The organism is Albimonas pacifica, from assembly GCF_900113695.1.
GTDB classification, from domain to species: domain Bacteria; phylum Pseudomonadota; class Alphaproteobacteria; order Rhodobacterales; family Rhodobacteraceae; genus Albimonas; species Albimonas pacifica.
The window spans coordinates 144,001-162,284 of record NZ_FOQH01000004.1 but is presented as its reverse complement, the minus strand read 5'-3'; the positions used below and the strand labels follow the sequence as shown (position 1 = coordinate 162,284).

Sequence of the window (18,284 nt, the reverse complement as noted above, 5' to 3'; positions counted from 1 at the left end):
TCATGCTCGACCGCCTCCGCCGCCTGCTTCAGCGTCCCCGGCCCGCCTCCGCGGCCCGGTCCTATGACGCCGCCGGCGGCGGGCGGCGGTGGGGCGCCGGCCAGGCGATGACCGCGCCCAACACGGCCGCGCTCGCCGCCCGCGGCCCGATCCTCGCCCGCGCCCGGTATCAGGTCGCGAACAACGGCTACGCCGCCGCAGGCGTCGAGAGCATCGCCAGCGCCCTCACCGGCGCGACCGGCATCCGCCCGCAGTCGGCCCATCCTGACCCTGCGGCGCGCAGCGCGATCAACGCGAGCTTCACCGCCTGGGCCGAGGACGTGACCGGCGACGACCGCACCAACCTCGCCGCCTTTCAGGCCGCCGTCGCCCGCGCCCTGCCGCGCGACGGCGAGGCCTTCATCCTGCTGCGCGCCCGGCAGGGCGAGGGGCTGCGGCTCCAGCTGCTGGAGCCCGATCAGGTGGACCCGACCCTGCATCGCGACCTCGGCGGCGGCGCCCGGATCGTCGCCGGGATCGAGTTCGACGGCGAGGGGCGGCGGGTGGCCTACCACGTCTTCGAAGACCCCCTCGACCAGCCGTTCGCCGCGCAGCTGACGCCCCGCCGCCTGCCGGCCGCCGACGTGCTGCACGTCTTCCGCCCGGTCTTCCCCGGCCAGGTGCGCGGCCTGAGCTGGCTCGCCCCGATCCTGCTGCGCCTCTCCGAACACGACGCGGCCGAAGACGCGCTCCTGGTGCGCCTGAAGACCGAAGCCATGTTCGCCGGCTTCATCTTCGAGCAGGGGCCGGGCGCCGGGAGCTTCGACGGGGCCGAGACGGACGGCATCATGGACACCGGCCTGGAGCCGGGGACGTTGCAGGTCCTGCGCCCCGGCCAGGACATCAAGTTCCCGACCCCGCCCGCGGGCTCCGGCACGGCCGGCGAGTTCCTGAAGGCGCAGCTGCGCGGCATCGCGGCCGGCCTGGGCGTCACCTACGAGGGCCTGACGGCCGACCTCTCGAGCGTCAACTATTCCTCGATCCGCGCCGGCCTGATCGACTTCCGCCGCCGCATGGAAGCCGTGCAGGACCAAATCCTCATCCCGCAGCTGCTGCGCCCCATCTGGCGGCGCTGGCTGACGCTGGAGGTGCTGGAGGGCCGCGAGCCCGCGCCCGGCTTCGAGGCCGACCCGCGCCCGTGGCTTGCCGCCGCCTTCATCCGCCCCGGCTGGCCCTGGGTGGACCCTGAGAAGGAAATCCGGGCCGAGGCCGCCGCCGTGGAGGCGGGCTTCAAGTCCCGCCGCGAAGTCGTCGCCGGCCGAGGCCGCGACCTCGACCAGCTGGACGCCGAGATTTCGGCCGATGGCCCCTCGCCCGTCGCCAAGCCGCAGGAGGCCGCAGCATGAACGCCCCCGCCGCCCCCGCCCTGGTCTTGCGGGCCGCGTCCCTGAGCCCGCGGAGCCTCGACCGCGAGGCCCGCACCGTCGAAGCCGTCGCCTCGACCGGGGCCGACGTCGAGCGGCTCGGCTTCACCGAGCGTCTTCCCGTCGCCGCCGCCGACCTGCGCGGCCTGGAGGGCGCGCCCGTCCTCGACTCGCACCGCCGCATGAGCGTGCGCGACGTGCTGGGCGTGGTCGAAGCCTCCCGCATCGAGGGCGGCAACCTGATCGTGCGCATCAAGTTCTCGCGCCGCGCCGAGGTGGACCCGATCCTGGACGATATCGAGGACGGCGCCCTGCGCGGGATTTCCCTCGGCTATCAGGTCAACGCCTGGAAGGACGAGCGCACCGCCGCCGGGCGCGTCATCCGCACCGCAACCCGCTGGACGCCCAAGGAGGTGTCCATCGTCTCCGTCCCCGCCGACGAGGGCGCCACCATCAGGAGCAGCGCAATGCCCGAAAATCAGATCACTCAGGACCGCCCGGCGACGCCCGCGGCCCCGAACCCCGCCCCCGTGACGCGGGCGCAGGTCAACGCCGAGATCCGCAGCATCGGGCGGCTGGCCGGCCTGGAAGCCGGCTGGGCCGACGGGCAGATCGACGCCGAGGCGACCGTCGAGGCCGCCCGCGCCGCCGCCTTCGACGCGATGGCCACGCGCAGCGCCGCCCCGATCCGGACGCAGCGGGCGACGATCCTGCACGACAACGACGCGCCCGAGCTGCGCGGCGAGCGGATGGGCGAAGCCCTCTATGCGCGCATGAACCCCTCGCACCAGCTGTCCGAGCCGGCGCGGGCCTTCTACGGCATGACGACGGTCGACATGGCCCGCGACATGCTCCAGCGCGCCGGCGTCTCGACCACCGGCCTCGCCCCCGCCGCCCTGGTGACGCGGGCGCTGCACACCACGTCCGATTTCTCGATCATCCTGGGCGACACCGTGGGCCGCACCCTGCGCGCCGCCTACTCGGCCGCCCCGGCGGGCGTGAAGATGGCGGGGGCGCAGACCACCGCCCGCGACTTCCGCGCCCGGCAGCGGATCATGCTCGGCGAGGCGCCCTCGCTGGAGAAGGTCAACGAGGCAGGCGAGTTCACCTCGGGGACGATGGCCGAGGCCGCCGAGAGCTACAAGGTCGAAACCTACGGCCGGATCATCGGCATCAGCCGGCAGGCGATCATCAACGACGACCTCGGGGCCTTCGCCAACCTCGCCGCTCGCTTCGGCCAGGCCGCCGCGCAGTTCGAGGCGCAGTTCCTGGTGGACCTGCTGCTGGCGAATCCGGCCATGTCGGACGGCAAGGCGCTGTTCCATGCGGATCACGGCAACCTCGCCGGCTCCGGCGCGGCGCCCGACGACACCACCCTCGCCGCCGCCCGCACCGCCATGCGGCGCCAGACCGGCGTCTCGGGCGAGCGGATCGCCGTGACGCCGAAACACTTCATCGTGCCGCCCGAGTTGGAGGAAACCGCCCTGAAGCTGGTGGCGGCGATCACCCCGGCGAAGACCGACGACGTGAACACCCACACCAACCTGTCGGTGATCGTGGAACCCCGCTTCACCAGCGCGACGGCCTGGTATCTGGTGGCCTCGCCCTCCGAGATCGACGGCCTCGAATTCGCCTACCTCGAGGGCGCGCCCGGCCCGCAGATCGAGAGCCGCAACGGCTTCGAGGTGGACGGCGTGCAGATCAAGGTCCGCCTCGACTTCGGCGCCGGCTTCGTCGACTGGCGCGGCTGGTATCGCAACGCGGGGGCCTGATCGCATGGCCTACTCCGCGTCCGACCTGGAAGGCTTCCGCGACGCGCTCCTGAAGGCGCGGTTCAACGGCCTGCGGACGGTCGAATACGATGGGCAGTCCGTCACCTACAAGTCGGACGCGGAGCTGGAGCGTGCCCTTGGCGACGTCGAAAGACGCCTCGCCAAGGCGCAGGGAACCGGGCCGACGCGCCAGGTTCGGGTTTCGACGTCCAAGGGGTTGTGATGGCCAAGCGCGCAAAACAGGACGGGCCGAAGCTGCCGACTCCGGCCGTGGCCCGGCGCTACATCGATGTGGCGCGGGAAGCCGGCGCGAGTGAAGTTCGTATCGAAGCGGACGGCTCGCTGCGCGTGATCCTGAAGCCGGCTGAAGGTCAGCCGACTCCGCTGCAGGCTTGGAAGTCGAGCCGTGAAGCGGGCTAACCCTTACCCCGGCCTTCATCGCGCCCCGAAGCGGCTCGCGGACGGATCGCGCAAGGTCTACTTCTACGCGTGGAAGGGCGGCCCCCGCCTGCCTGACGACTACGGGTCGCCCGAGTTCGCGCGGGCCTTCCGGGAGGCGCAGGAGGCTCGCAGGGAGCCCAAGCGTACAGGGACGCTCCTGGACGTCCTCAATGCCTACCAGCGGTCCAGAGGCGTCAGGAGGCGCGCCCGCGGCTTTCTCGACCTCGCCGAGCGCACGCGACGCGACTATGCGGAGATCATCCGCAAGCAGCTGGAGCCCGAGTTCGGCGACTTCCCGCTTGCGGCACTGGCCGACCCCGGCGCCCGAGGCGTTTTCCTCGACTGGCGCGACCGAAGGGCTGAGGCGTCGCCCCGGCGCGCGGACTACGAATTCACCGTGCTCGCCCGCGCGCTCGCCTGGGCGCTGGATCGCGGCATCATCCTTGCCAACCCGTGCCAGCGCGCCGGGCGAGTCTGGGGCGGCTCGCGGGCCGAAAGCATCTGGACCGAGGCCGACGAGAAAGCCTTCCTGAAGGTCGCCCCGGCGCGCCTGCGGCTTGCCTTCATGCTGGCCCTGTGGACTGGACAGCGGCAAGGCGACCTCCTGCGCCTTCCCTGGTCGGCCTACGACGGAAAGACGCTCAGGCTGGCGCAGTCGAAGACTGGCGCTCGCGTCGAGATTCCGGTCGGTGCGCCGCTGCGCGCGCTCCTGGATGCGACCCCCCGCCGCTCGCCGATCATCCTGACGACCGAGGACGGGACGCCCTGGACCGCGGACGGCTTCCGGTCGAGCTGGCGCAAGGCGCGGATCAAGGCCGGCGTCGCTGGCGTCACCTTCAACGACCTGCGCGGAACAGCCGTGACCCGCTTGCGGCGAGTCGGCTGCACACATGCGCAGATCGGCGCGATCACCGGGCACAAGAATGCGGAGATCACCGCGATCCTCGAAAAGCACTACGCCGCCACAGACCCGCAGCTGGCGCGCGATGCGATTCTGAAGCTCGAAAGGGGAACGAAAGCTCCCAACCGCCCTCCCAACCGGCCCGCAGGGGCCGGCTCAACCGAGGGAGAAGCGTAGGAAAGTCAATGGCTGGGGAACCTGGATTCGAACCAGGACCGACGGAGTCAGAGTCCGCTGTTCTACCGTTAAACTATTCCCCAACGGCGACGGCCGCTCTCCTACCCACGGGCAGGGGGCGGGTCAAGAGGGGGGAGGCGATTCCCTTGCGCAAAGCCTGCGGCAAGGTGGAGTTCGCGAAAAGCCGAGGCGTCCGGGCCTTCTCAAGAGGGGCGCGCAGGACTATGTCGTGGGGCAGGCGGGTGCTGTCCCTCACGTCACGGGCCCAAATCCTGGTGGCCTATTCATTCTCGCGGGAGCTGGCTCTGTTTCGGGTCGTGGCCTGAAGCACCCGGCGCCCACCTGGTATTCCAGGCTCGCGAGGATTGGATGCCTGGACGGTCGCGACGGGCCCGCCGCCTGTCCTGCCGGCCCCGCACGGCGCAGGCCCCGCCGGGGACCGCGCCCCGGCGCCCGCCGGCCCCGCGCAGGGACGCCGCCCCGGGAGGGCGGCTTGCGCTGAGACGCGCCGCGGTGCATCGTCCCGCGCGTCGCGAAACGCGCCCTGCGGAACGCGACGCCCGCATCCCGCCAGTCGGAACCGGCCGCCGAGAGGCGCCGTCCGACCCCGTCGCCCGTCCCCCTTCCTGCCCGGAGCCCCTGCATGTCCGCCCCTCTCGACGGCATCCGCGTCCTCGATCTTTCCCGCATCCTCGCCGGCCCCTGGTGCACGCAGATGCTCGCCGACTTCGGCGCGGACGTGATCAAGATCGAGAACCCGGACGGCGGGGACGACACCCGCTCCTGGGGGCCGCCGTTCCTCAAGGACAAGGACGGCAACGACACCCGGGAGGCCGCCTATTACATGTCGGCCAACCGCAACAAGCGCTCGGTCACCGTCAACCTCCGCTCGGAGGAGGGCAAGGAGGTGATCCGCGAGCTCGCCAAGACCGCGGACGTGGTGGTCGAGAACTTCAAGGTCGGGGGCCTGGCCAAGCTGGGGCTGGGGCCCGACGACCTGATGGCGCTGAACCCGCGGCTGATCTACTGCTCGATCACCGGCTTCGGGCAGACCGGGCCGAAGGCGCCGGAGCCGGGCTACGACTACCTGATCCAGGGCCTGGGCGGGATCATGTCGATCACCGGCAACCCCGACGGGACCCCCGGCGCCGGGCCGCAGCGCGTGGGCCTCGCGATCTGCGACCTGACCACGGGCATGTATTCGACCATCGCGATCCTCGCCGCGCTCCAGCACCGCGAGCGCACCGGGCGGGGGCAGCACATCGACATGGCGCTGCTCGACGTCCACGTGGGCTGGCTCGCGAACCAGGCGATGAACTACTTCATCGGCGGGAAAGTGCCTGAGCGCACCGGCGCCTGGCACCCCAACCTCTCGCCCTACCAGCCGTTCCCCTGCGCGGACGGCGAGGTGATCGTGGCCTGCGGCAACGACCGCCAGTTCAAGATCCTGACGCGGGAGCTGGGCGTGCCGGAGCTCGCCGACGATCCGCGCTTCGTGACCGTCCCCGACCGCAACGCCAACCGCGAGGCGCTGGCCGAGATCATCTCGGACCGCATGCGCCTGAAGCCGCGGGAGCACTGGCTGACCCGGCTGCCGGAGGCGGGGGTGCCCTGTTCGGGCCTCAACACCATCGACAAGACCTTCGAGGAGCCGCAGGTGATCGCCCGCGGCATGAAGGTCGAGGTGCCGCACCCGCTGTCGCCGACCGGCACCGTCCCGAACGTGGCGAACCCGATCAAGTTCTCGGATTCGAAGATCGCCTATCGCCGCGCGGCGCCTATGCTGGGCGAGCACACCGACGAGGTTCTGTCGGAAGTGCTGGGCCTGGACGCCGCGCGGATCGCGGCGCTGAAGGAGACCGGCGCGCTCTGAGCGCGCCACGCGGAAAGACCGGCGCGTTCGGCGCGCCGCGGAAGAGACGGACCCCGGGGGGGGACCACCGAACGACATCCGGAGGGCGGCGCGGCCGCCCTCCGGGTCCCGGGTTGCGACCGACGGGCCTGTTGGCCTGGACCAACCATTCGGGGCAAAGTCGGACACCGACCTGGAGACGCGCAATGCCCCCCTATGCCGACGCTCCGGCCCTCGCGCTGGCCGGCCCGATCGCCCAGTTCAACATCGCCCGCATGCGCTGGCCCCGCGCGGACCGGCGCATGGCCGGCTTCGTGGACAACATCGACCGCCTGAACCTGCTGGCGGAGCGTTCGCCCGGCTTCCTGTGGCGCGAGGTCGGGGAGCCGGAGCTGTTCCCCGGCGATCCGCGGATGACCTGGACCCTGACGGCGTGGGAGAGCGCGGACGCGCTGGCCGACTACACCTTCCGCACCGTGCACGCCCGCTTCCACGCCCGCCGCCGGGAGTGGTTCGAGGAGCTGGGCGAGGCCTTCCTCGCCCTGTGGCCGATCGAGCCCGAGCGCTGGCCCAGCCCGCAGGAGGCGCTGGAGCGCTTGGAGCGGCTGCGCCGAGAGGGCCCGAGCGAGCACGCCTTCGGCTGGGAATCGCTGCCCGACGTGCGGCGGGCCCGCAAGGTCTCGCCCGAGGTGGCGCTGGTCGGCACCGGTCCCGCGCCCGCCGAGGCGCAGACCGAGGAGGACGCCGAGGACGCGATCCGCGCCAGCCGCCGCTCCGGCTCCGGCGGCGCGCCGGGCGACCTGCACCTGCACTGAGGGGCGGGCGCCCGGCCCGTCGTGGGGCGTCGCGCGCCGCGGCCCGACCCTGTGCGCGGCGAGACGCCTGCGCGGCTTCACGGGCTCGCGTGAGGTTGGCGCGTCGTCGATCGCCGGCGTGGCTGGTCTGACGCCGTGGCCGAACTTTCTTGACGTCGCGACCTGAAACCCCGCCTGCGGCGCATCCCGCTCGTCGCCCCGTCGGGCGGCCGCGCGTCGTTCGGCCCGGGTTCGGCCGGGGCCTTCCCCTCCGACCGCCCGTGCCGATCGAGGACGCCGCGCCGCCGCGGCGGCGCGCCGCCCCCGCCCGCTCAGGGCAGGGGGCGGCTTTTGCCCTCTTCGTCGATGGCGACGTAGATGAAGACGGCCTCGGTGACCTTGTGGCGCTCGCCCGAGGGCATCCGCGTGATCCAGGCCTCGACCCCGTAGCGCATCGAGGACCGGCCCCGCTTCTGCAGGTCGGCGTAGATCGTCACCATGTCGCCCACCTGCACGGCGCGGTGGAAGGTCATCGCCTCGACATGCACCGTCGCCACCCGGCCGCGGGAGAGGGCGCGGGCGGGGATCGAGGCGCCCAGGTCCATCTGACCCATCAGCCAGCCGCCGAAGATGTCGCCGTTGGCGTTGGTGTCCGCCGGCATCGCCAGCGTCTGCAGGGCGAGGTCGCCCCTGGGCTCGATCGCGTCGGTCATGGTCTCCCCCGGGGCGTCGGTCACAGGCCCGGGCCGCGGGGGCCGGGGTCGAGGTCCTGCACGAAGCACAGGACGTGGCCCTCGGGGCTCGCGACCTCGACTTCGCGGCAGGCGTAGGGCGTGTCCTCGGGGCCGCGGCGGATGGCGACGCCGTTGGCCGCGGCGAGGGTGGCGAAGTCGCGGGCGTCCTCGACGTAGATGCAGGCCGACCAGGCGCCCGGGCCCTCCGCGGGGCCCGCGGCCGGCGCGGCCTCGGCCCGGCGCAGGGCCAGGGTGGCGTCGCCCAGGCGCGCCACCCCGAAGCTGGGCGCGCCCTCCGCGTCGCGCCACCAGCCGGCGAGCGTGAAGCCCAGCCCCGCGGTCAGGAACGCCGCCACCGCCTGCGGATCGGCGCAGGCGAGCACCGGCATGGCCCGGATGCCGCCCATCAGTAGAGGGTCTGGGCCAGCGAGCCGTGGATCTCCTCGTCCGACAGGGCGGGGCCGTCGAGCTTGAGGTGATCCTTGAACATCTCGCCGGGCTTGGGCAGGTCGGCCTTCTCGGGCCAGGTGTCGGTCTCCCACAGGCCCGAGCGCAGGAAGGCCTTGGCGCAGTGCAGGTAGACCTCGCGCGCCTCGACCCGCATCACGGTGATCGGCAGGCGGCCCCTGTGCTCGAACGGGGCGAGGATCTCGGGCTCCTCGTGGATCGTGGCGGGGCCGTTGACGCGCAGGGTCTCGCGCAGGCCGGGGATCAGGAAGATCAGGCCGACGTGGGGGTTCTTCAGCACGTTGCGGTAGCCGTCGAGCCGCTTGTTGCCGGGCCAGTCGGGCAGCAGCACCGCCGATGACCCGTCGGCCTGGGCGAAGCCCGGCTGGTCGCCCTTGGGCGAGACGTCGACGGTGGTCCCGTCGGAGGTCGCGACGAAGCAGAAGGGGCTCAGCTCCAGGAACCGCAGGCAATGGCGGTCGAGGTGGTTCAGCTCCTTGTCCAGAACCCGTTGCGAGGGCTCTCCGTAGACGTCGCGGAGGTGCTGAAGGTCGGTGATCATGGGCGGGCTCCGGCCGGGGAGGAGGGGGCCGCGGAGGGCGGTCCGGGCGAGACTAGACGCGGATTCCCCGCGGCGCCAGCGTCGCCCGGCGCGACCTCCCGCGCGTCGCGTCCGCGCGGTTCCCCCGTCCGCCCTCCGTCCGGCCCCCGCTCCTCCGCCCGGCTGCGCTCGTGGCACGGTTTCGATTGCTTGCATGGATCAACCTCAGGAGGATCGTCGAGGACGGCGCGCCCGGGAGCCGCGCGCCCGATGCAGGGAGCCTTGCCCATGACCCGACTTCTTCCCGCGCGCCTCGCGGCGGCCGCCGTCGCCGGCGCGCTGCTGCTGCCCGCATATCCGGCCGCGGCGGCCGAACCGGTCACCCTGGACAACTTCAAGCGGGTCGAGAGCGACCTCTACTTCGCCAAGTTCGTGAGGGCCGCGCCGCCGGGCGAGTTCTCCCACGCGCGGGCGCCGGCGGCGATCGACGCGCAGGACGTGATTCGCATGAACCGCGACACGCTCTATTCCTCGGCGGTGCTCGACCTCGCGGCCGGGCCCGCCACCGTGACCCTGCCCGATGCGGGCGCGCGGTTCATGAGCATGCAGGTGATCGACGAGGACCACTACACGCCCATGGTGATCTACGAGCCGGGCGAACACCGCTTCACCCAGGAGCAGATCGGCACCCGCTACGTGCTGATGCTGGTGCGCACCTTCGTGGACCCGAACGACCCCGCGGACCTCGACGCCGTGCACGCCCTGCAGGACGCGATGACGATCGAGCAGGGGCCCGGCGCGACCTTCGAGATCCCGGACTGGGACGTCGAGCGCGCGGCGGCGCTGCGCAAGGCGCTCAACGACCTGTCGGCGGCGAGCGGCGGGCTCGATTCCGCCCGCATGTTCGGGGCGCGGGACGAGGTCGACCCGGTCCAGCACCTGATCGGCGCCGCCGCCGGCTGGGGCGGCAACCCGGCCAGGGACGCGCTCTACGTCGGCGTCGTGCCGGAGAAGAACGACGGCGAGACGGTCTACGAGATGAGCGTGGGCGAGGTGCCGGTCGACGGCTTCTGGTCGATCAGCGTCTACGACGCGGACGGGTTCTTCGCCAGGAACGACCTCGAGCGGTATTCGCTCAACAACGTCACCGCGGCGCGGGAGGCGGACGGGAGCGTGAAGGTGCGCTTCGGCGGCTGCACGGCCGAGCGCGCGAACTGCCTGCCGATCACCCCCGGCTGGAGCTACGTCGTGCGCCTCTACCGGCCCCATGCCGAGATCCTGGAGGGCGCCTGGACCTTCCCCGAGGCGACGCCGGCGCAGTAGCGCCCGGGCGCGCCCGGACGCGCAGGACCGGGCCGCGAGGGGCCCGGTCCTGCGGGGCGCGGCGCGGGGCCGGGCGGCGGCTCAGCCGGCGGCGGCGACGCCGACCATGGCCGGGCGCAGCAGGCGGCCGGCGATGGTGAAGCCGGACTGCATCACCTGGATCACCGTGCCGGGCTGGGCGTCGGGGACCGGCGCCTCGAACATCGCCTGGTGCAGCTTGGGGTCGAACTTGTCGCCGATCTCGGGCGTCACCGTCTCGATCCTGTGCTTCTCGAAGGCCGAGAGCAGGGCGCGGCGGGTCAGCTCGACGCCCTCGATCACCGGGCCGGCGGCGGACTTGGTGGTCTCGTCGGCGGCCTCCAGCGCGCGGCCGAGGTTGTCGTAGACGTCCAGCAGGTCGCGGGCGAGCTTGGTGCCGCCGTAGGCCTGCGCGTCCTTCACGTCGCGCTCGGCGCGCTTGCGCACGTTCTCGGTCTCGGCCAGGGCGCGCATCAGGCGGTCGCGCAGCTCGTCGCGCTCGGCCAGGGCCTGGGTGAGGGAGGCCTCGAGGTCGTCCTGGGGATCCTCCTCGACCACGCCGGCGGATTCGGCGTCGGCGATGTGCATGGCGGCGTCCTCGGCCCAGGCCGCCTCGGTGTCGCCGGCGCCTTCGCTGACCGCGTGCTCGCTCCAGGTCTCGCCCTGGTCCTCGGCGCGGTCCTCCGCGGTTTCGGTTTCGGTCTCGACCTTCCGGCCGCCCTCGTGCTGTGCGCTCATCGTCTCCGTTCCATGCCTTCAGCCGCGGCGCCGGTCGGTCACCATCCGCCCCATCAGGCGGGCGGTGTAATCGACGATGGGCACCACGCGGCCATAGTTGAGGCGCGTGGGGCCGATGACCCCCAGCGCGCCGATGATTCTGCGGTCCGCGTCCATATAAGGAGCGATGACCAGAGAGGAACCCGAAAGCGAGAAGAGCTTGTTCTCGGACCCGATGAAGATCCGCACGCCTTCGCCGTCCTGGGCGAGCTCCAGCAGGTCCAGCAGGTCCTTCTTGCGCTCCAGGTCGTCGAAGAGCCGGCGCATGCGCTCGAGCTCGGCCTCCCCCTCCATCCCGTCGAGCAGGTTGGACTGCCCGCGGATCAACAGCCGCTCGGGCCCGGCCGAGGCTTCGCCCGACCACACGGCGATGCCCTGCTCGACCAGCCCGGCCGCGAGCGCGTCCAGCTCCTGCCGGCGCAGGGCGATCTGGTCGGAGACGGCGCGCGCCGCGTCGGTCAGCGTGCGCCCGCGCAGCATGGCGTTGAGGAAGTTCGCCGCCTCCCGCATCGCCGAGGGCGTGACGCCGGGCGGCGGCGTGATCACCCGGTTCTCGACCGCGCCGTCCTCGGTCACCAGCACCACCAGCGCCGCGCCGTCGGAGAGGGTGACGAACTCCAGGTGCTTGACCGCGGCCTCGGTCTTGGGCGCCAGCACGAGGCTCGCGGAATGGGTCAGGCCGGACAGCAGCGCGCCGGCGCGGGCGACGATGCCGGCGACGTCGGAATGCTCCTCGCCCATGCCGCGCTCGATCCGCTGGCGTTCCTCCTGGGGGACGTCGCCGATCTCGAGCAGGCCGTCGACGAACATCCGCAGCCCGTGCTGGGTGGGGATCCGCCCGGCGGAGACATGGGGGGAGCCGAGCAGGCCGAGCTCCTCCAGGTCCTGCATCACGTTGCGGACGGTGGCGGCGGACAGCGGCTGCTCCAGCGCCTTGGACAAGGTGCGCGAGCCGACCGGGTCGCCGGTCTCCAGGTAGGTCTCGACGAGCTGGCGGAAGATCGCCCGGCTGCGCTCGTTGAGGTCGCCAAGCGTCACGCTTTGCGCGGTCATGTCGGCGTCGTGCATCCTTTCACCGCGCGCCGACCTCCGGCGCGTCCCGGTTGCATCCAACTCCACAGGTATGGCGCGGGTGGGGCGAGGTCAATTCGCGCCGGGGGCCTCGCCGATCGCCTCGGCCGCCAGCCGCATGCCCGAACCGAGCAGCAGCGCCGCCAGGGCCCCCGCCAGCGGCGTGACGTCGAGGGGCGCGACGCCGCCGGCGAGCGCCCAGGCGAGCCCGAGCCCGAACCAGGCCAGCAGCCCCGCCGCCGCCAGCGAGATCAGCCGGCCGATCCGGGCCAGACGGGCCGCGGCCTTCGCGCGGGGCAGGGGGCGCGCGCCCATCAGCCGGAACCAGCCGCCCGCGAGCCACAGCGCAAGGCTGAGGCAGGCGAAGGCCGCCGTCGCCGCCAGCCCCGCCGCCGCCGCCGTCAGCGGCGAGTCGGCCAGCGCGGGGGCGGGCGTTCCGATCGGGGCCTGCGCCGTCGCCAGCCCGGCGGCCCTCGCCAGCTGCCACAGGCCGAGGCCCGCCGTGGCGACCGTCAGCAGCGTCGCCGGCACGGCCAGGGCCCAGGCGCCCAGCGCCAGCGCTCCGCACCGCCGGGCGGAGGGCGCGGGCTGGGCGGGGGGCGCGCCGCGCAGCGCGGCGCTCGTGTAAACGTCCTGGGGTTCCAAACTCATGGGTCTATCCCGGTCGGCTTCAATCCGCCGGGCAGGTTAGGCGCGCCCGGCGCCCGCGCGAAGCGAATTCGCGCGCCCGACCTGCCCCCGGGTTGCTCCCGCCCCGGCCGCGGCGGTAAGAGACCGCCCGAGCGCCCGCTCCCCCGGGCTCAAGCCAATCATCGAGGTTCCGACATGCGCCCATCCGGCCGCGCCCCCGATCAGCTCCGCTCCGTCGTCATCGAGACGGGGGCGACCAAGCATGCCGAGGGCTCCTGCCTGATCCGCATGGGCGAGACGCATGTGCTGTGCACCGCCTCGATCGAGGGGCGCACGCCGCCGTGGATGCGCAACTCCGGCCTCGGCTGGGTGACGGCGGAATACGGGATGCTGCCGCGGGCGACCCACACCCGCAACCGACGCGAGGCGTCGGTGGGCAAGATCTCCGGCCGCACCCAGGAGATCCAGCGCCTGATCGGCCGCTCGCTGCGCGCCGGCACCGACCGCGTGATGCTGGGCGAGCGCCAGATCACCGTCGACTGCGACGTGCTGCAGGCCGACGGCGGCACCCGCTGCGCCTCGATCACCGGGGGCTGGGTGGCGCTGCGGCTGGCCGCCCAGAAGCTGGTCGACGCGGGCGAGCTGAAGGAGAACCCGATCACCCAGCACGTCGCCGCCGTCTCCTGCGGCGTCTACGAGGGCAAGCCGGTTTTGGACCTCGACTACGCCGAGGACAGCGAGGCCGGCACCGACGCCAACGTGGTGATGACCGGCGCCGGCGGGCTGGTGGAGGTGCAGGGCTCGGCCGAGGGCGCCACCTTCTCGCGCGCCGAGCTGGACACGCTCCTGAACCTCGCCGAGGCGGGCATCGCCGAACTGGTCGCGGCCCAGAAAGCCGCCGTGGGGGGCTGAGCATGACCCGCCGGCTGGACGCGAAGAAGATCGTCGTCGCCTCGCACAACGCCGGCAAGGTGGCCGAGATCCGCGCCCTGCTGGCCCCCTGGGGGATCGAGACCGTCTCGGCAGGCGAACTGGGCTTCCCGGTTCCCGACGAGACGGAAGAAACCTTCGAGGGCAACGCCGCGATCAAGGCGCTGGCCTCGGCGAAGGCCGCCGACCTGCCGGCGCTGGCGGATGACAGCGGCATCGAGGTCGACGCCCTGGGCGGCGCCCCCGGCGTGCACACCGCCGACTGGGCCGAGACCGAGAGCGGCCGCGACTTCGGCCGCGCCATGGCCCGCACCCATGCCGCCCTGCTGGAGGTCGACGCCACGCCCCCCTGGCACGCCCGCTTCGTCTGCGTGCTGGCCGTCGCCTGGCCCGACGGCCACGTGGAGACGGTGCGCGGCGCAGCTGAAGGCCGGGTGATCTGGCCCGCCCGCGGGACGCAGGGCCACGGCTACGACCCGATCTTCGAGCCCGCCGCCGGCGACGGCCGCACCTTCGCGCAGATGACCGAGGACGAGAAGAACCTGATCTCGCACCGCGGCGAGGCCTTCGCGAAACTGTCTTCCGAGATCCTGCCCGCGCGGGGCTGAGACCCTCGCCCCGGCTCCGGCGGCCCGGGGCCTCGCGACGCGCCCGACCCTCGCGGCGTCCCGGACTTGATCCGGGGCCTCCTGCGGCCGATGTGGGAGAGGCCCCGGATCAGGTCCGGGGCGCCCCCCAGGAGATCCGTTTCCCGATGACCCCGACCCCGGCCCCCCTGACCCGCCGCGACGCGGCGGACGCCGCCGCCCCCGACTGGCAGGCGGGCGGCTTCGGCGTCTACGTGCACTGGCCGTTCTGCCTGGCCAAGTGCCCCTATTGCGACTTCAACTCCCACGTCAGCCGCGAGGTCGACCAGGACGCCTGGCGCGTGGCCCTGCTGGCCGAGATGCGCGCCGCCCGCGAGCTGACCGGCCCGCGCCGCGCCCGCTCGATGTTCTTCGGGGGCGGCACGCCCTCGCTGATGCCGCCCGCGACGGTGGCGGCGCTGATCGAGGAGGCGGACCGGCTGTGGGGGTTCGAGGCGGGCGCCGAGATCACGCTGGAGGCCAACCCCACCTCGATCGAGGCGGAGAACTTCCGCGGCTACGCCTCGGGCGGGGTGAACCGGGTGTCGATGGGCGCCCAGGCGCTGAACGACGCGGATCTGAAGAAGCTGGGCCGGATGCACTCGGCGGCCGAGGCGCGCGCCGCCTTCGACGTCGCCCGCGCCGCCTTCGCGCGGGTCAGCTTCGACCTGATCTACGCCCGCCAGGACCAGACCCCCGCCCAGTGGCAGGCCGAGCTCGCCGAGGCGCTGGCGATGGCGATCGACCACCTCTCGCTCTACCAGCTGACCATCGAGGCCGGGACCCGCTTCGGCGACCTGCACGCCCGCGGCCGGCTGCGGGGCCTGCCCACCGACGACCGGGCGGCGGAGATGTACGAGATCACCCAAGGCCTGACCGAGGCCGCGGGCCTGCCGGCCTACGAGATCTCCAACCACGCCCGCCCGGGGGCGGAGAGCCGCCACAACCTCGTCTACTGGCGCTATGGCGACTACGCCGGCATCGGGCCGGGGGCGCATGGCCGGATCACGACGCCGCAGGGGCGGCTCGCGACCGAGACCCGCCGCGCGCCCGCCGCCTGGCTCTCCCACGTCGGGGCGCAGGGCCACGACCTGAAGACCGAGGCGGTGGCGCCCGAGGACCAGGCGGTCGAGTACCTGATGATGTGCCTGCGGCTGGTGGAGGGGGCGGACCTCGCCCGCCACGCCCGTCTCGCCGGCGCGCCCATCGCCGAGGCCCGGATCGCCCCGCTGGCGGCCGAGGGGCTGGTGGTGCGCGACGGCGACCGCCTGCGGGCGACCGCGCGCGGGCGGGCGCTGCTCGACCACGTGCTGCGCGAACTGCTGGTCTGAGGGCGGCCCCCGCGGCGTGGCGACGTGTGGCCCCTCCGGGTTCCTGCCGCTATCGTGAACGCCACCCGAAGCGACCCCGAATCCAACCGGCAGGCCCTTGACGACATGACGTCTTCTCCTCTCGACGCGCGGATCTGCGTCTCCACGGTCAACTACGGCTGTTCCGAGCTGATCCTGCGCGCCCTGCCGGCCCTGCTGGCGGAGCTCGAGCGCTTCGCGGAAGGGGTCGTGTTCATCGTCGACAACGCCTCGCCGGACGACGACGCCGACAAGCTGGAGGCGGGGCTGGCCGCGATGGGCGCTCCGGAGGCGGTGCGCCTGATCCGCTCGCCCCGCAACGGCGGCTTCGCGGCGGGGAACAACATCGCCTTCGAGGCCGCCCGCGCCCTGCCGTGGACGCCCGAGGGGGTGCTGCTGCTGAACCCCGACGCCGAGGTCCGCCCCGGCGCCATCGAGGAGATCGTGCGCGTCCTGCGCTCGCGCCCGAAGATCGGCGTGGTCGGCGCGCGGCTGGAGAACGAGGTCGGCGTCTCGCGCATGTCGGCCTACCGCTTCCCCTCGGCGATGCGCGAATTCGCCGGCGCCCTGGGCATCGGCGCCGTGGCCCGCCTGTGGCCGGTGCTGATCGACGAGACCGACGTGCCGGTGCGCTGCGACTGGGTGACGGGCGCCTGCATGATGATCCGGCAGGAGGTGCTCGACACGCTCGGGCCGCTCGACGAGGGCTATTTCCTCTATTTCGAGGAGGTGGACTACCAGCTCCAGGCCACCCGCGCGGGGTGGGAGATCTGGCACGCCCCGCAGGCGCAGGTCATGCACCTGGCCGGCGCCGCCACCGGCATCGTCGGCTCGACCCCAAAGCGGGGGCGGATGCCCGACTACTGGTTCGATTCCTGGCGGCGCTATTTCGAGAAGAACCACGGCGGCGCCTACGCCAGCTTCGCCGCCGCCATGCGCCTCACGGGCGGGGCGCTGGGCCGCCTGCAGCGCCGCCTGCGCGGCAAGCCGGACGAGAGCGTGCCGGGCTTCGCCGCCTCGTTCCGGCGGCGCTGCCTGATGAACCTCGCGCCCGGACCCAGGGCCTGAGCATGTCCGAGACCCCGGACGCGCCCGAGACCGCCGGCGCCCCCGCGCCGTTCCGCGCGCCGCCGCTGCCGCTGGGCGACCGGAACGGCAACCCGCCCGGCATCTCGTTCTGGGCGCTGGTGCGCGAGGATTTCGCGACCCACGACCGCGACCTCGGCTCGCAGGGGTTCTGGGCGCTGTTCTGGCACCGGTTCGGGAACTGGCGGATGGGGGTGCGGCCGCGGCTGCTGCGCCTGCCGCTGTCGCTGATCTACCGCACCATGTTCAAGGCCAGCGAGATCTTCTGCGGGGTGAAGCTGTCCTACAACGTCGCGGTGGGGCGGCGGCTCAGGATCGACCACTTCGGCGGCATGATCCTGGGCGCGCGCTCCATCGGGGACGACGTGATCGTGCGGCAGAACACGACGATGGGCATCAACAGCCCCGCGGACCTGAACGCCAAGCCGATGATCGGCAACCGGGTGACCATCGGCGCCGGCGCGGTGATCGTGGGCCACGTGACCATCGGCGACGACGTGGTCATCGGCGCCAACGCGGTCGTCACCCGCGACGTCCCCGCCCGCCACCTCGCCGCCGGCGTGCCCGCGCAGATCCGCCCCCGGCGCGACCTGCCGCCGGCCTGAGGCGGCCCCCGCGCGGCCTCAGTGGCAGTGGTAGGGCTTCGAGCCCGCGTGGCAGCACCGGCCGGGGGGCGAGTCCTTGCGGCAGCCGCCGCCATGCTCGACCTCGGCCGGGGCGCCGGCCGCCGGTCCCGTCGTCGTCAGCGCCCGGCCCGGCGCGCCGGCGGCCAGGCCCGCCAGCAGCGCGGCGGCCATCAAAATCGTCTTCATCCGAAATCACCCATCGCTCGAGTCTCCGCGTTCATCGTCGTGACCGCGCGCCCCAGGGTCAAGCGGCGTCCGGGTCAGCGCGCCTGCGCCTCCAGCCTGTCGAGCAGGCCCGCCACCGCGGCCTCCAGCAGGTCGAGCACGTGGTCGAAGCCCTGGGGGCCGCCGTAATAGGGGTCGGGGACCTCCCGCTCGGGCAGGTCGGCGTGGGACAGCATCAGGCTGAGGGCGGCGCGGGCGTCGGCGGGGCGGGCGCGCTCGAGCGCGGCGAGATTGTCGGCGTCCATCGCCAGGATGTGGTCGAAGGCCGCGAAGTCGGCGCGCCGCACCTGCCGGGCGCGCAGGGCCGAGAGGTCGTAGCCCCGGCGCAGGGCGGCCTCGCGCATCCGCGGGTCGGGCGGGTCGCCCGCATGCCAGCCGCCGGTCCCGGCGCTGTCGATCTCGACCGCAAGGCCGCGGGCCTGCGCCATGGCGCGGGCCACGCCCTCGGCGGCGGGCGAGCGGCAGATGTTGCCGAGGCAGACGAAGAGCAGGCGGGTCATGGGGCCTCCGGAGACGGGCGCGCGGGGTGGGCGCGGGGTGGGCGGGGCGGGGGCGGGGCGG

At 73.2% G+C, this 18,284-nt stretch carries 21 protein-coding genes and 1 tRNA gene; 13 read left to right on the top strand and 9 right to left on the bottom strand.

Features of this window, described 5'->3' with window-relative positions; genetic code table 11:
* The first annotated feature begins 2 nt into the window (after positions 1–2).
* From BM064_RS09135 to BM064_RS09120, 5 genes are read left to right on the top strand one after another with little or no spacing between them, the layout of a single operon-like run.
* Positions 3–1,385, top strand: a complete 1,383-nt coding sequence (locus BM064_RS09135; protein ID WP_092859459.1) for a phage portal protein — start codon at positions 3–5, stop codon at positions 1,383–1,385.
* On the top strand, positions 1,382–3,175 hold the full coding sequence (locus tag BM064_RS09130) for a prohead protease/major capsid protein fusion protein (RefSeq protein WP_092859458.1): 1,794 nt from the start codon (positions 1,382–1,384) through the stop codon (positions 3,173–3,175). Before BM064_RS09135 ends, BM064_RS09130 begins: the two co-directional genes overlap by 4 nt.
* 4 nt (positions 3,176–3,179) lie before the next feature.
* A complete protein-coding gene (locus tag BM064_RS09125; protein ID WP_092859457.1) occupies positions 3,180–3,398 on the top strand; it encodes a phage head-tail joining protein in 219 nt (72 codons plus the stop codon).
* Positions 3,398–3,595, top strand: coding sequence for a hypothetical protein (locus BM064_RS26830; protein ID WP_143103292.1), 198 nt, complete (start codon positions 3,398–3,400; stop codon positions 3,593–3,595). The genes BM064_RS09125 and BM064_RS26830 overlap by 1 nt, the downstream gene beginning before the upstream one ends.
* Positions 3,582–4,694 carry a tyrosine-type recombinase/integrase gene (locus BM064_RS09120; RefSeq protein ID WP_092859456.1) on the top strand — a complete coding sequence of 371 codons (1,113 nt, stop codon included), beginning with the start codon at positions 3,582–3,584 and terminating at the stop codon, positions 4,692–4,694. Before BM064_RS26830 ends, BM064_RS09120 begins: the two co-directional genes overlap by 14 nt.
* A 9-nt stretch (positions 4,695–4,703) precedes the next feature.
* Here the strand turns inward: BM064_RS09120 and BM064_RS09115 are convergent.
* Positions 4,704–4,777: transfer RNA gene (locus tag BM064_RS09115), tRNA-Gln, on the bottom strand.
* 560 nt (positions 4,778–5,337) lie between these two features.
* On the opposite strand from BM064_RS09115, the gene BM064_RS09110 reads away from it, so the two are divergent.
* A complete protein-coding gene (locus BM064_RS09110; RefSeq protein WP_092859455.1) occupies positions 5,338–6,567 on the top strand; it encodes a CaiB/BaiF CoA transferase family protein in 1,230 nt (409 codons plus the stop codon).
* 185 nt (positions 6,568–6,752) lie between these two features.
* Positions 6,753–7,361 carry a DUF3291 domain-containing protein gene (locus BM064_RS09105; protein ID WP_092859454.1) on the top strand — a complete coding sequence of 203 codons (609 nt, stop codon included), beginning with the start codon at positions 6,753–6,755 and terminating at the stop codon, positions 7,359–7,361.
* Between the two features lie 311 nt (positions 7,362–7,672).
* Here the strand turns inward: BM064_RS09105 and BM064_RS09100 are convergent, their stop codons facing one another.
* From BM064_RS09100 to BM064_RS09090, 3 genes are read right to left on the bottom strand one after another with little or no spacing between them, the layout of a single operon-like run.
* Positions 7,673–8,053, bottom strand: a complete 381-nt coding sequence (locus tag BM064_RS09100) for an acyl-CoA thioesterase (protein WP_092859453.1) — start codon at positions 8,051–8,053, stop codon at positions 7,673–7,675.
* A gap of 20 nt (positions 8,054–8,073) precedes the next feature.
* The gene (locus BM064_RS09095) at positions 8,074–8,481 is read right to left on the bottom strand and encodes a VOC family protein (protein ID WP_092859452.1); all 408 of its coding nucleotides are present in this window, start codon (positions 8,479–8,481) and stop codon (positions 8,074–8,076) included.
* Entirely contained in the window at positions 8,481–9,083 is a 603-nt protein-coding gene (locus tag BM064_RS09090) for a pyridoxamine 5'-phosphate oxidase family protein (RefSeq protein WP_092859451.1), read from the bottom strand. The genes BM064_RS09095 and BM064_RS09090 overlap by 1 nt, the downstream gene beginning before the upstream one ends.
* Before the next feature lie 267 nt (positions 9,084–9,350).
* Here BM064_RS09090 and BM064_RS09085 point away from each other — a divergent pair, with 267 nt between their 5' ends.
* On the top strand, positions 9,351–10,385 hold the full coding sequence (locus BM064_RS09085; protein WP_092859450.1) for a DUF1254 domain-containing protein: 1,035 nt from the start codon (positions 9,351–9,353) through the stop codon (positions 10,383–10,385).
* 81 nt (positions 10,386–10,466) lie between these two features.
* On the opposite strand, the gene grpE is transcribed toward BM064_RS09085, so the two are convergent.
* The 3 genes from grpE to BM064_RS09070 form a co-directional block, all read right to left on the bottom strand.
* Positions 10,467–10,991 (bottom strand): nucleotide exchange factor GrpE, encoded by a 525-nt coding sequence (gene grpE / locus BM064_RS09080; protein WP_425426160.1) that lies wholly within the window; start codon positions 10,989–10,991, stop codon positions 10,467–10,469.
* A 168-nt stretch (positions 10,992–11,159) separates the two neighbouring features.
* On the bottom strand, positions 11,160–12,233 hold the full coding sequence (gene hrcA, locus BM064_RS09075) for a heat-inducible transcriptional repressor HrcA (protein WP_092859829.1): 1,074 nt from the start codon (positions 12,231–12,233) through the stop codon (positions 11,160–11,162).
* A 90-nt stretch (positions 12,234–12,323) separates the two neighbouring features.
* A complete protein-coding gene (locus BM064_RS09070; RefSeq protein WP_092859448.1) occupies positions 12,324–12,902 on the bottom strand; it encodes a hypothetical protein in 579 nt (192 codons plus the stop codon).
* Positions 12,903–13,076: 174 nt separating this feature from the next.
* Between BM064_RS09070 and rph the strand changes: the two genes are divergently transcribed.
* The 5 genes from rph to BM064_RS28320 all read left to right on the top strand — a co-directional run bounded on the left by rph (position 13,077) and on the right by BM064_RS28320 (position 17,477).
* Positions 13,077–13,793 carry a ribonuclease PH gene (gene rph, locus BM064_RS09065; RefSeq protein WP_092859447.1) on the top strand — a complete coding sequence of 239 codons (717 nt, stop codon included), beginning with the start codon at positions 13,077–13,079 and terminating at the stop codon, positions 13,791–13,793.
* A gap of 2 nt (positions 13,794–13,795) precedes the next feature.
* Positions 13,796–14,419 (top strand): non-canonical purine NTP pyrophosphatase, encoded by a 624-nt coding sequence (locus tag BM064_RS09060; RefSeq protein WP_092859446.1) that lies wholly within the window; start codon positions 13,796–13,798, stop codon positions 14,417–14,419.
* 146 nt (positions 14,420–14,565) lie between these two features.
* A complete protein-coding gene (gene hemW / locus BM064_RS09055) occupies positions 14,566–15,768 on the top strand; it encodes a radical SAM family heme chaperone HemW (RefSeq protein ID WP_092859445.1) in 1,203 nt (400 codons plus the stop codon).
* A 105-nt stretch (positions 15,769–15,873) separates the two neighbouring features.
* Positions 15,874–16,854 (top strand): glycosyltransferase family 2 protein, encoded by a 981-nt coding sequence (locus BM064_RS09050; RefSeq protein ID WP_092859444.1) that lies wholly within the window; start codon positions 15,874–15,876, stop codon positions 16,852–16,854.
* Between the two features lie 2 nt (positions 16,855–16,856).
* Entirely contained in the window at positions 16,857–17,477 is a 621-nt protein-coding gene (locus tag BM064_RS28320; protein ID WP_092859443.1) for a serine O-acetyltransferase, read from the top strand.
* 18 nt (positions 17,478–17,495) lie between these two features.
* Here the strand turns inward: BM064_RS28320 and BM064_RS09040 are convergent, their stop codons facing one another.
* Both BM064_RS09040 and BM064_RS09035 read right to left on the bottom strand, forming a co-directional pair.
* Positions 17,496–17,684: a hypothetical protein gene (locus BM064_RS09040; RefSeq protein ID WP_092859442.1), complete on the bottom strand. Its 189-nt coding sequence runs from the start codon at positions 17,682–17,684 to the stop codon at positions 17,496–17,498.
* Positions 17,685–17,758: 74 nt separating this feature from the next.
* Entirely contained in the window at positions 17,759–18,223 is a 465-nt protein-coding gene (locus BM064_RS09035; protein WP_092859441.1) for a low molecular weight protein-tyrosine-phosphatase, read from the bottom strand.
* Positions 18,224–18,284: the final 61 nt, after the last annotated feature.

Excerpts from the sequence above, each read along its gene's own strand:
- BM064_RS09070 (WP_092859448.1), bottom strand. The coding sequence starts at position 12,902 with ATGAGTTTGGAACCCCAGGACGTTTACACGAGCGCCGCGCTGCGCGGC.
- BM064_RS09135 (WP_092859459.1), top strand. The coding sequence starts at position 3 with ATGCTCGACCGCCTCCGCCGCCTGCTTCAGCGTCCCCGGCCCGCCTCC.
- hrcA (WP_092859829.1), bottom strand. The coding sequence starts at position 12,233 with ATGACCGCGCAAAGCGTGACGCTTGGCGACCTCAACGAGCGCAGCCGG.
- rph (WP_092859447.1), top strand. The coding sequence starts at position 13,077 with ATGCGCCCATCCGGCCGCGCCCCCGATCAGCTCCGCTCCGTCGTCATC.
- BM064_RS09095 (WP_092859452.1), bottom strand. The coding sequence starts at position 8,481 with ATGGGCGGCATCCGGGCCATGCCGGTGCTCGCCTGCGCCGATCCGCAG.
- BM064_RS09110 (WP_092859455.1), top strand. The coding sequence starts at position 5,338 with ATGTCCGCCCCTCTCGACGGCATCCGCGTCCTCGATCTTTCCCGCATC.
- BM064_RS26830 (WP_143103292.1), top strand. The coding sequence starts at position 3,398 with ATGGCCAAGCGCGCAAAACAGGACGGGCCGAAGCTGCCGACTCCGGCC.
- BM064_RS09090 (WP_092859451.1), bottom strand. The coding sequence starts at position 9,083 with ATGATCACCGACCTTCAGCACCTCCGCGACGTCTACGGAGAGCCCTCG.
- BM064_RS09035 (WP_092859441.1), bottom strand. The coding sequence starts at position 18,223 with ATGACCCGCCTGCTCTTCGTCTGCCTCGGCAACATCTGCCGCTCGCCC.
- BM064_RS09060 (WP_092859446.1), top strand. The coding sequence starts at position 13,796 with ATGACCCGCCGGCTGGACGCGAAGAAGATCGTCGTCGCCTCGCACAAC.
- BM064_RS09125 (WP_092859457.1), top strand. The coding sequence starts at position 3,180 with ATGGCCTACTCCGCGTCCGACCTGGAAGGCTTCCGCGACGCGCTCCTG.
- BM064_RS09130 (WP_092859458.1), top strand. The coding sequence starts at position 1,382 with ATGAACGCCCCCGCCGCCCCCGCCCTGGTCTTGCGGGCCGCGTCCCTG.
- BM064_RS09100 (WP_092859453.1), bottom strand. The coding sequence starts at position 8,053 with ATGACCGACGCGATCGAGCCCAGGGGCGACCTCGCCCTGCAGACGCTG.
- BM064_RS09040 (WP_092859442.1), bottom strand. The coding sequence starts at position 17,684 with ATGAAGACGATTTTGATGGCCGCCGCGCTGCTGGCGGGCCTGGCCGCC.
- hemW (WP_092859445.1), top strand. The coding sequence starts at position 14,566 with ATGACCCCGACCCCGGCCCCCCTGACCCGCCGCGACGCGGCGGACGCC.
- BM064_RS09105 (WP_092859454.1), top strand. The coding sequence starts at position 6,753 with ATGCCCCCCTATGCCGACGCTCCGGCCCTCGCGCTGGCCGGCCCGATC.
- BM064_RS09085 (WP_092859450.1), top strand. The coding sequence starts at position 9,351 with ATGACCCGACTTCTTCCCGCGCGCCTCGCGGCGGCCGCCGTCGCCGGC.
- grpE (WP_425426160.1), bottom strand. The coding sequence starts at position 10,991 with ATGCACATCGCCGACGCCGAATCCGCCGGCGTGGTCGAGGAGGATCCC.
- BM064_RS28320 (WP_092859443.1), top strand. The coding sequence starts at position 16,857 with ATGTCCGAGACCCCGGACGCGCCCGAGACCGCCGGCGCCCCCGCGCCG.
- BM064_RS09050 (WP_092859444.1), top strand. The coding sequence starts at position 15,874 with ATGACGTCTTCTCCTCTCGACGCGCGGATCTGCGTCTCCACGGTCAAC.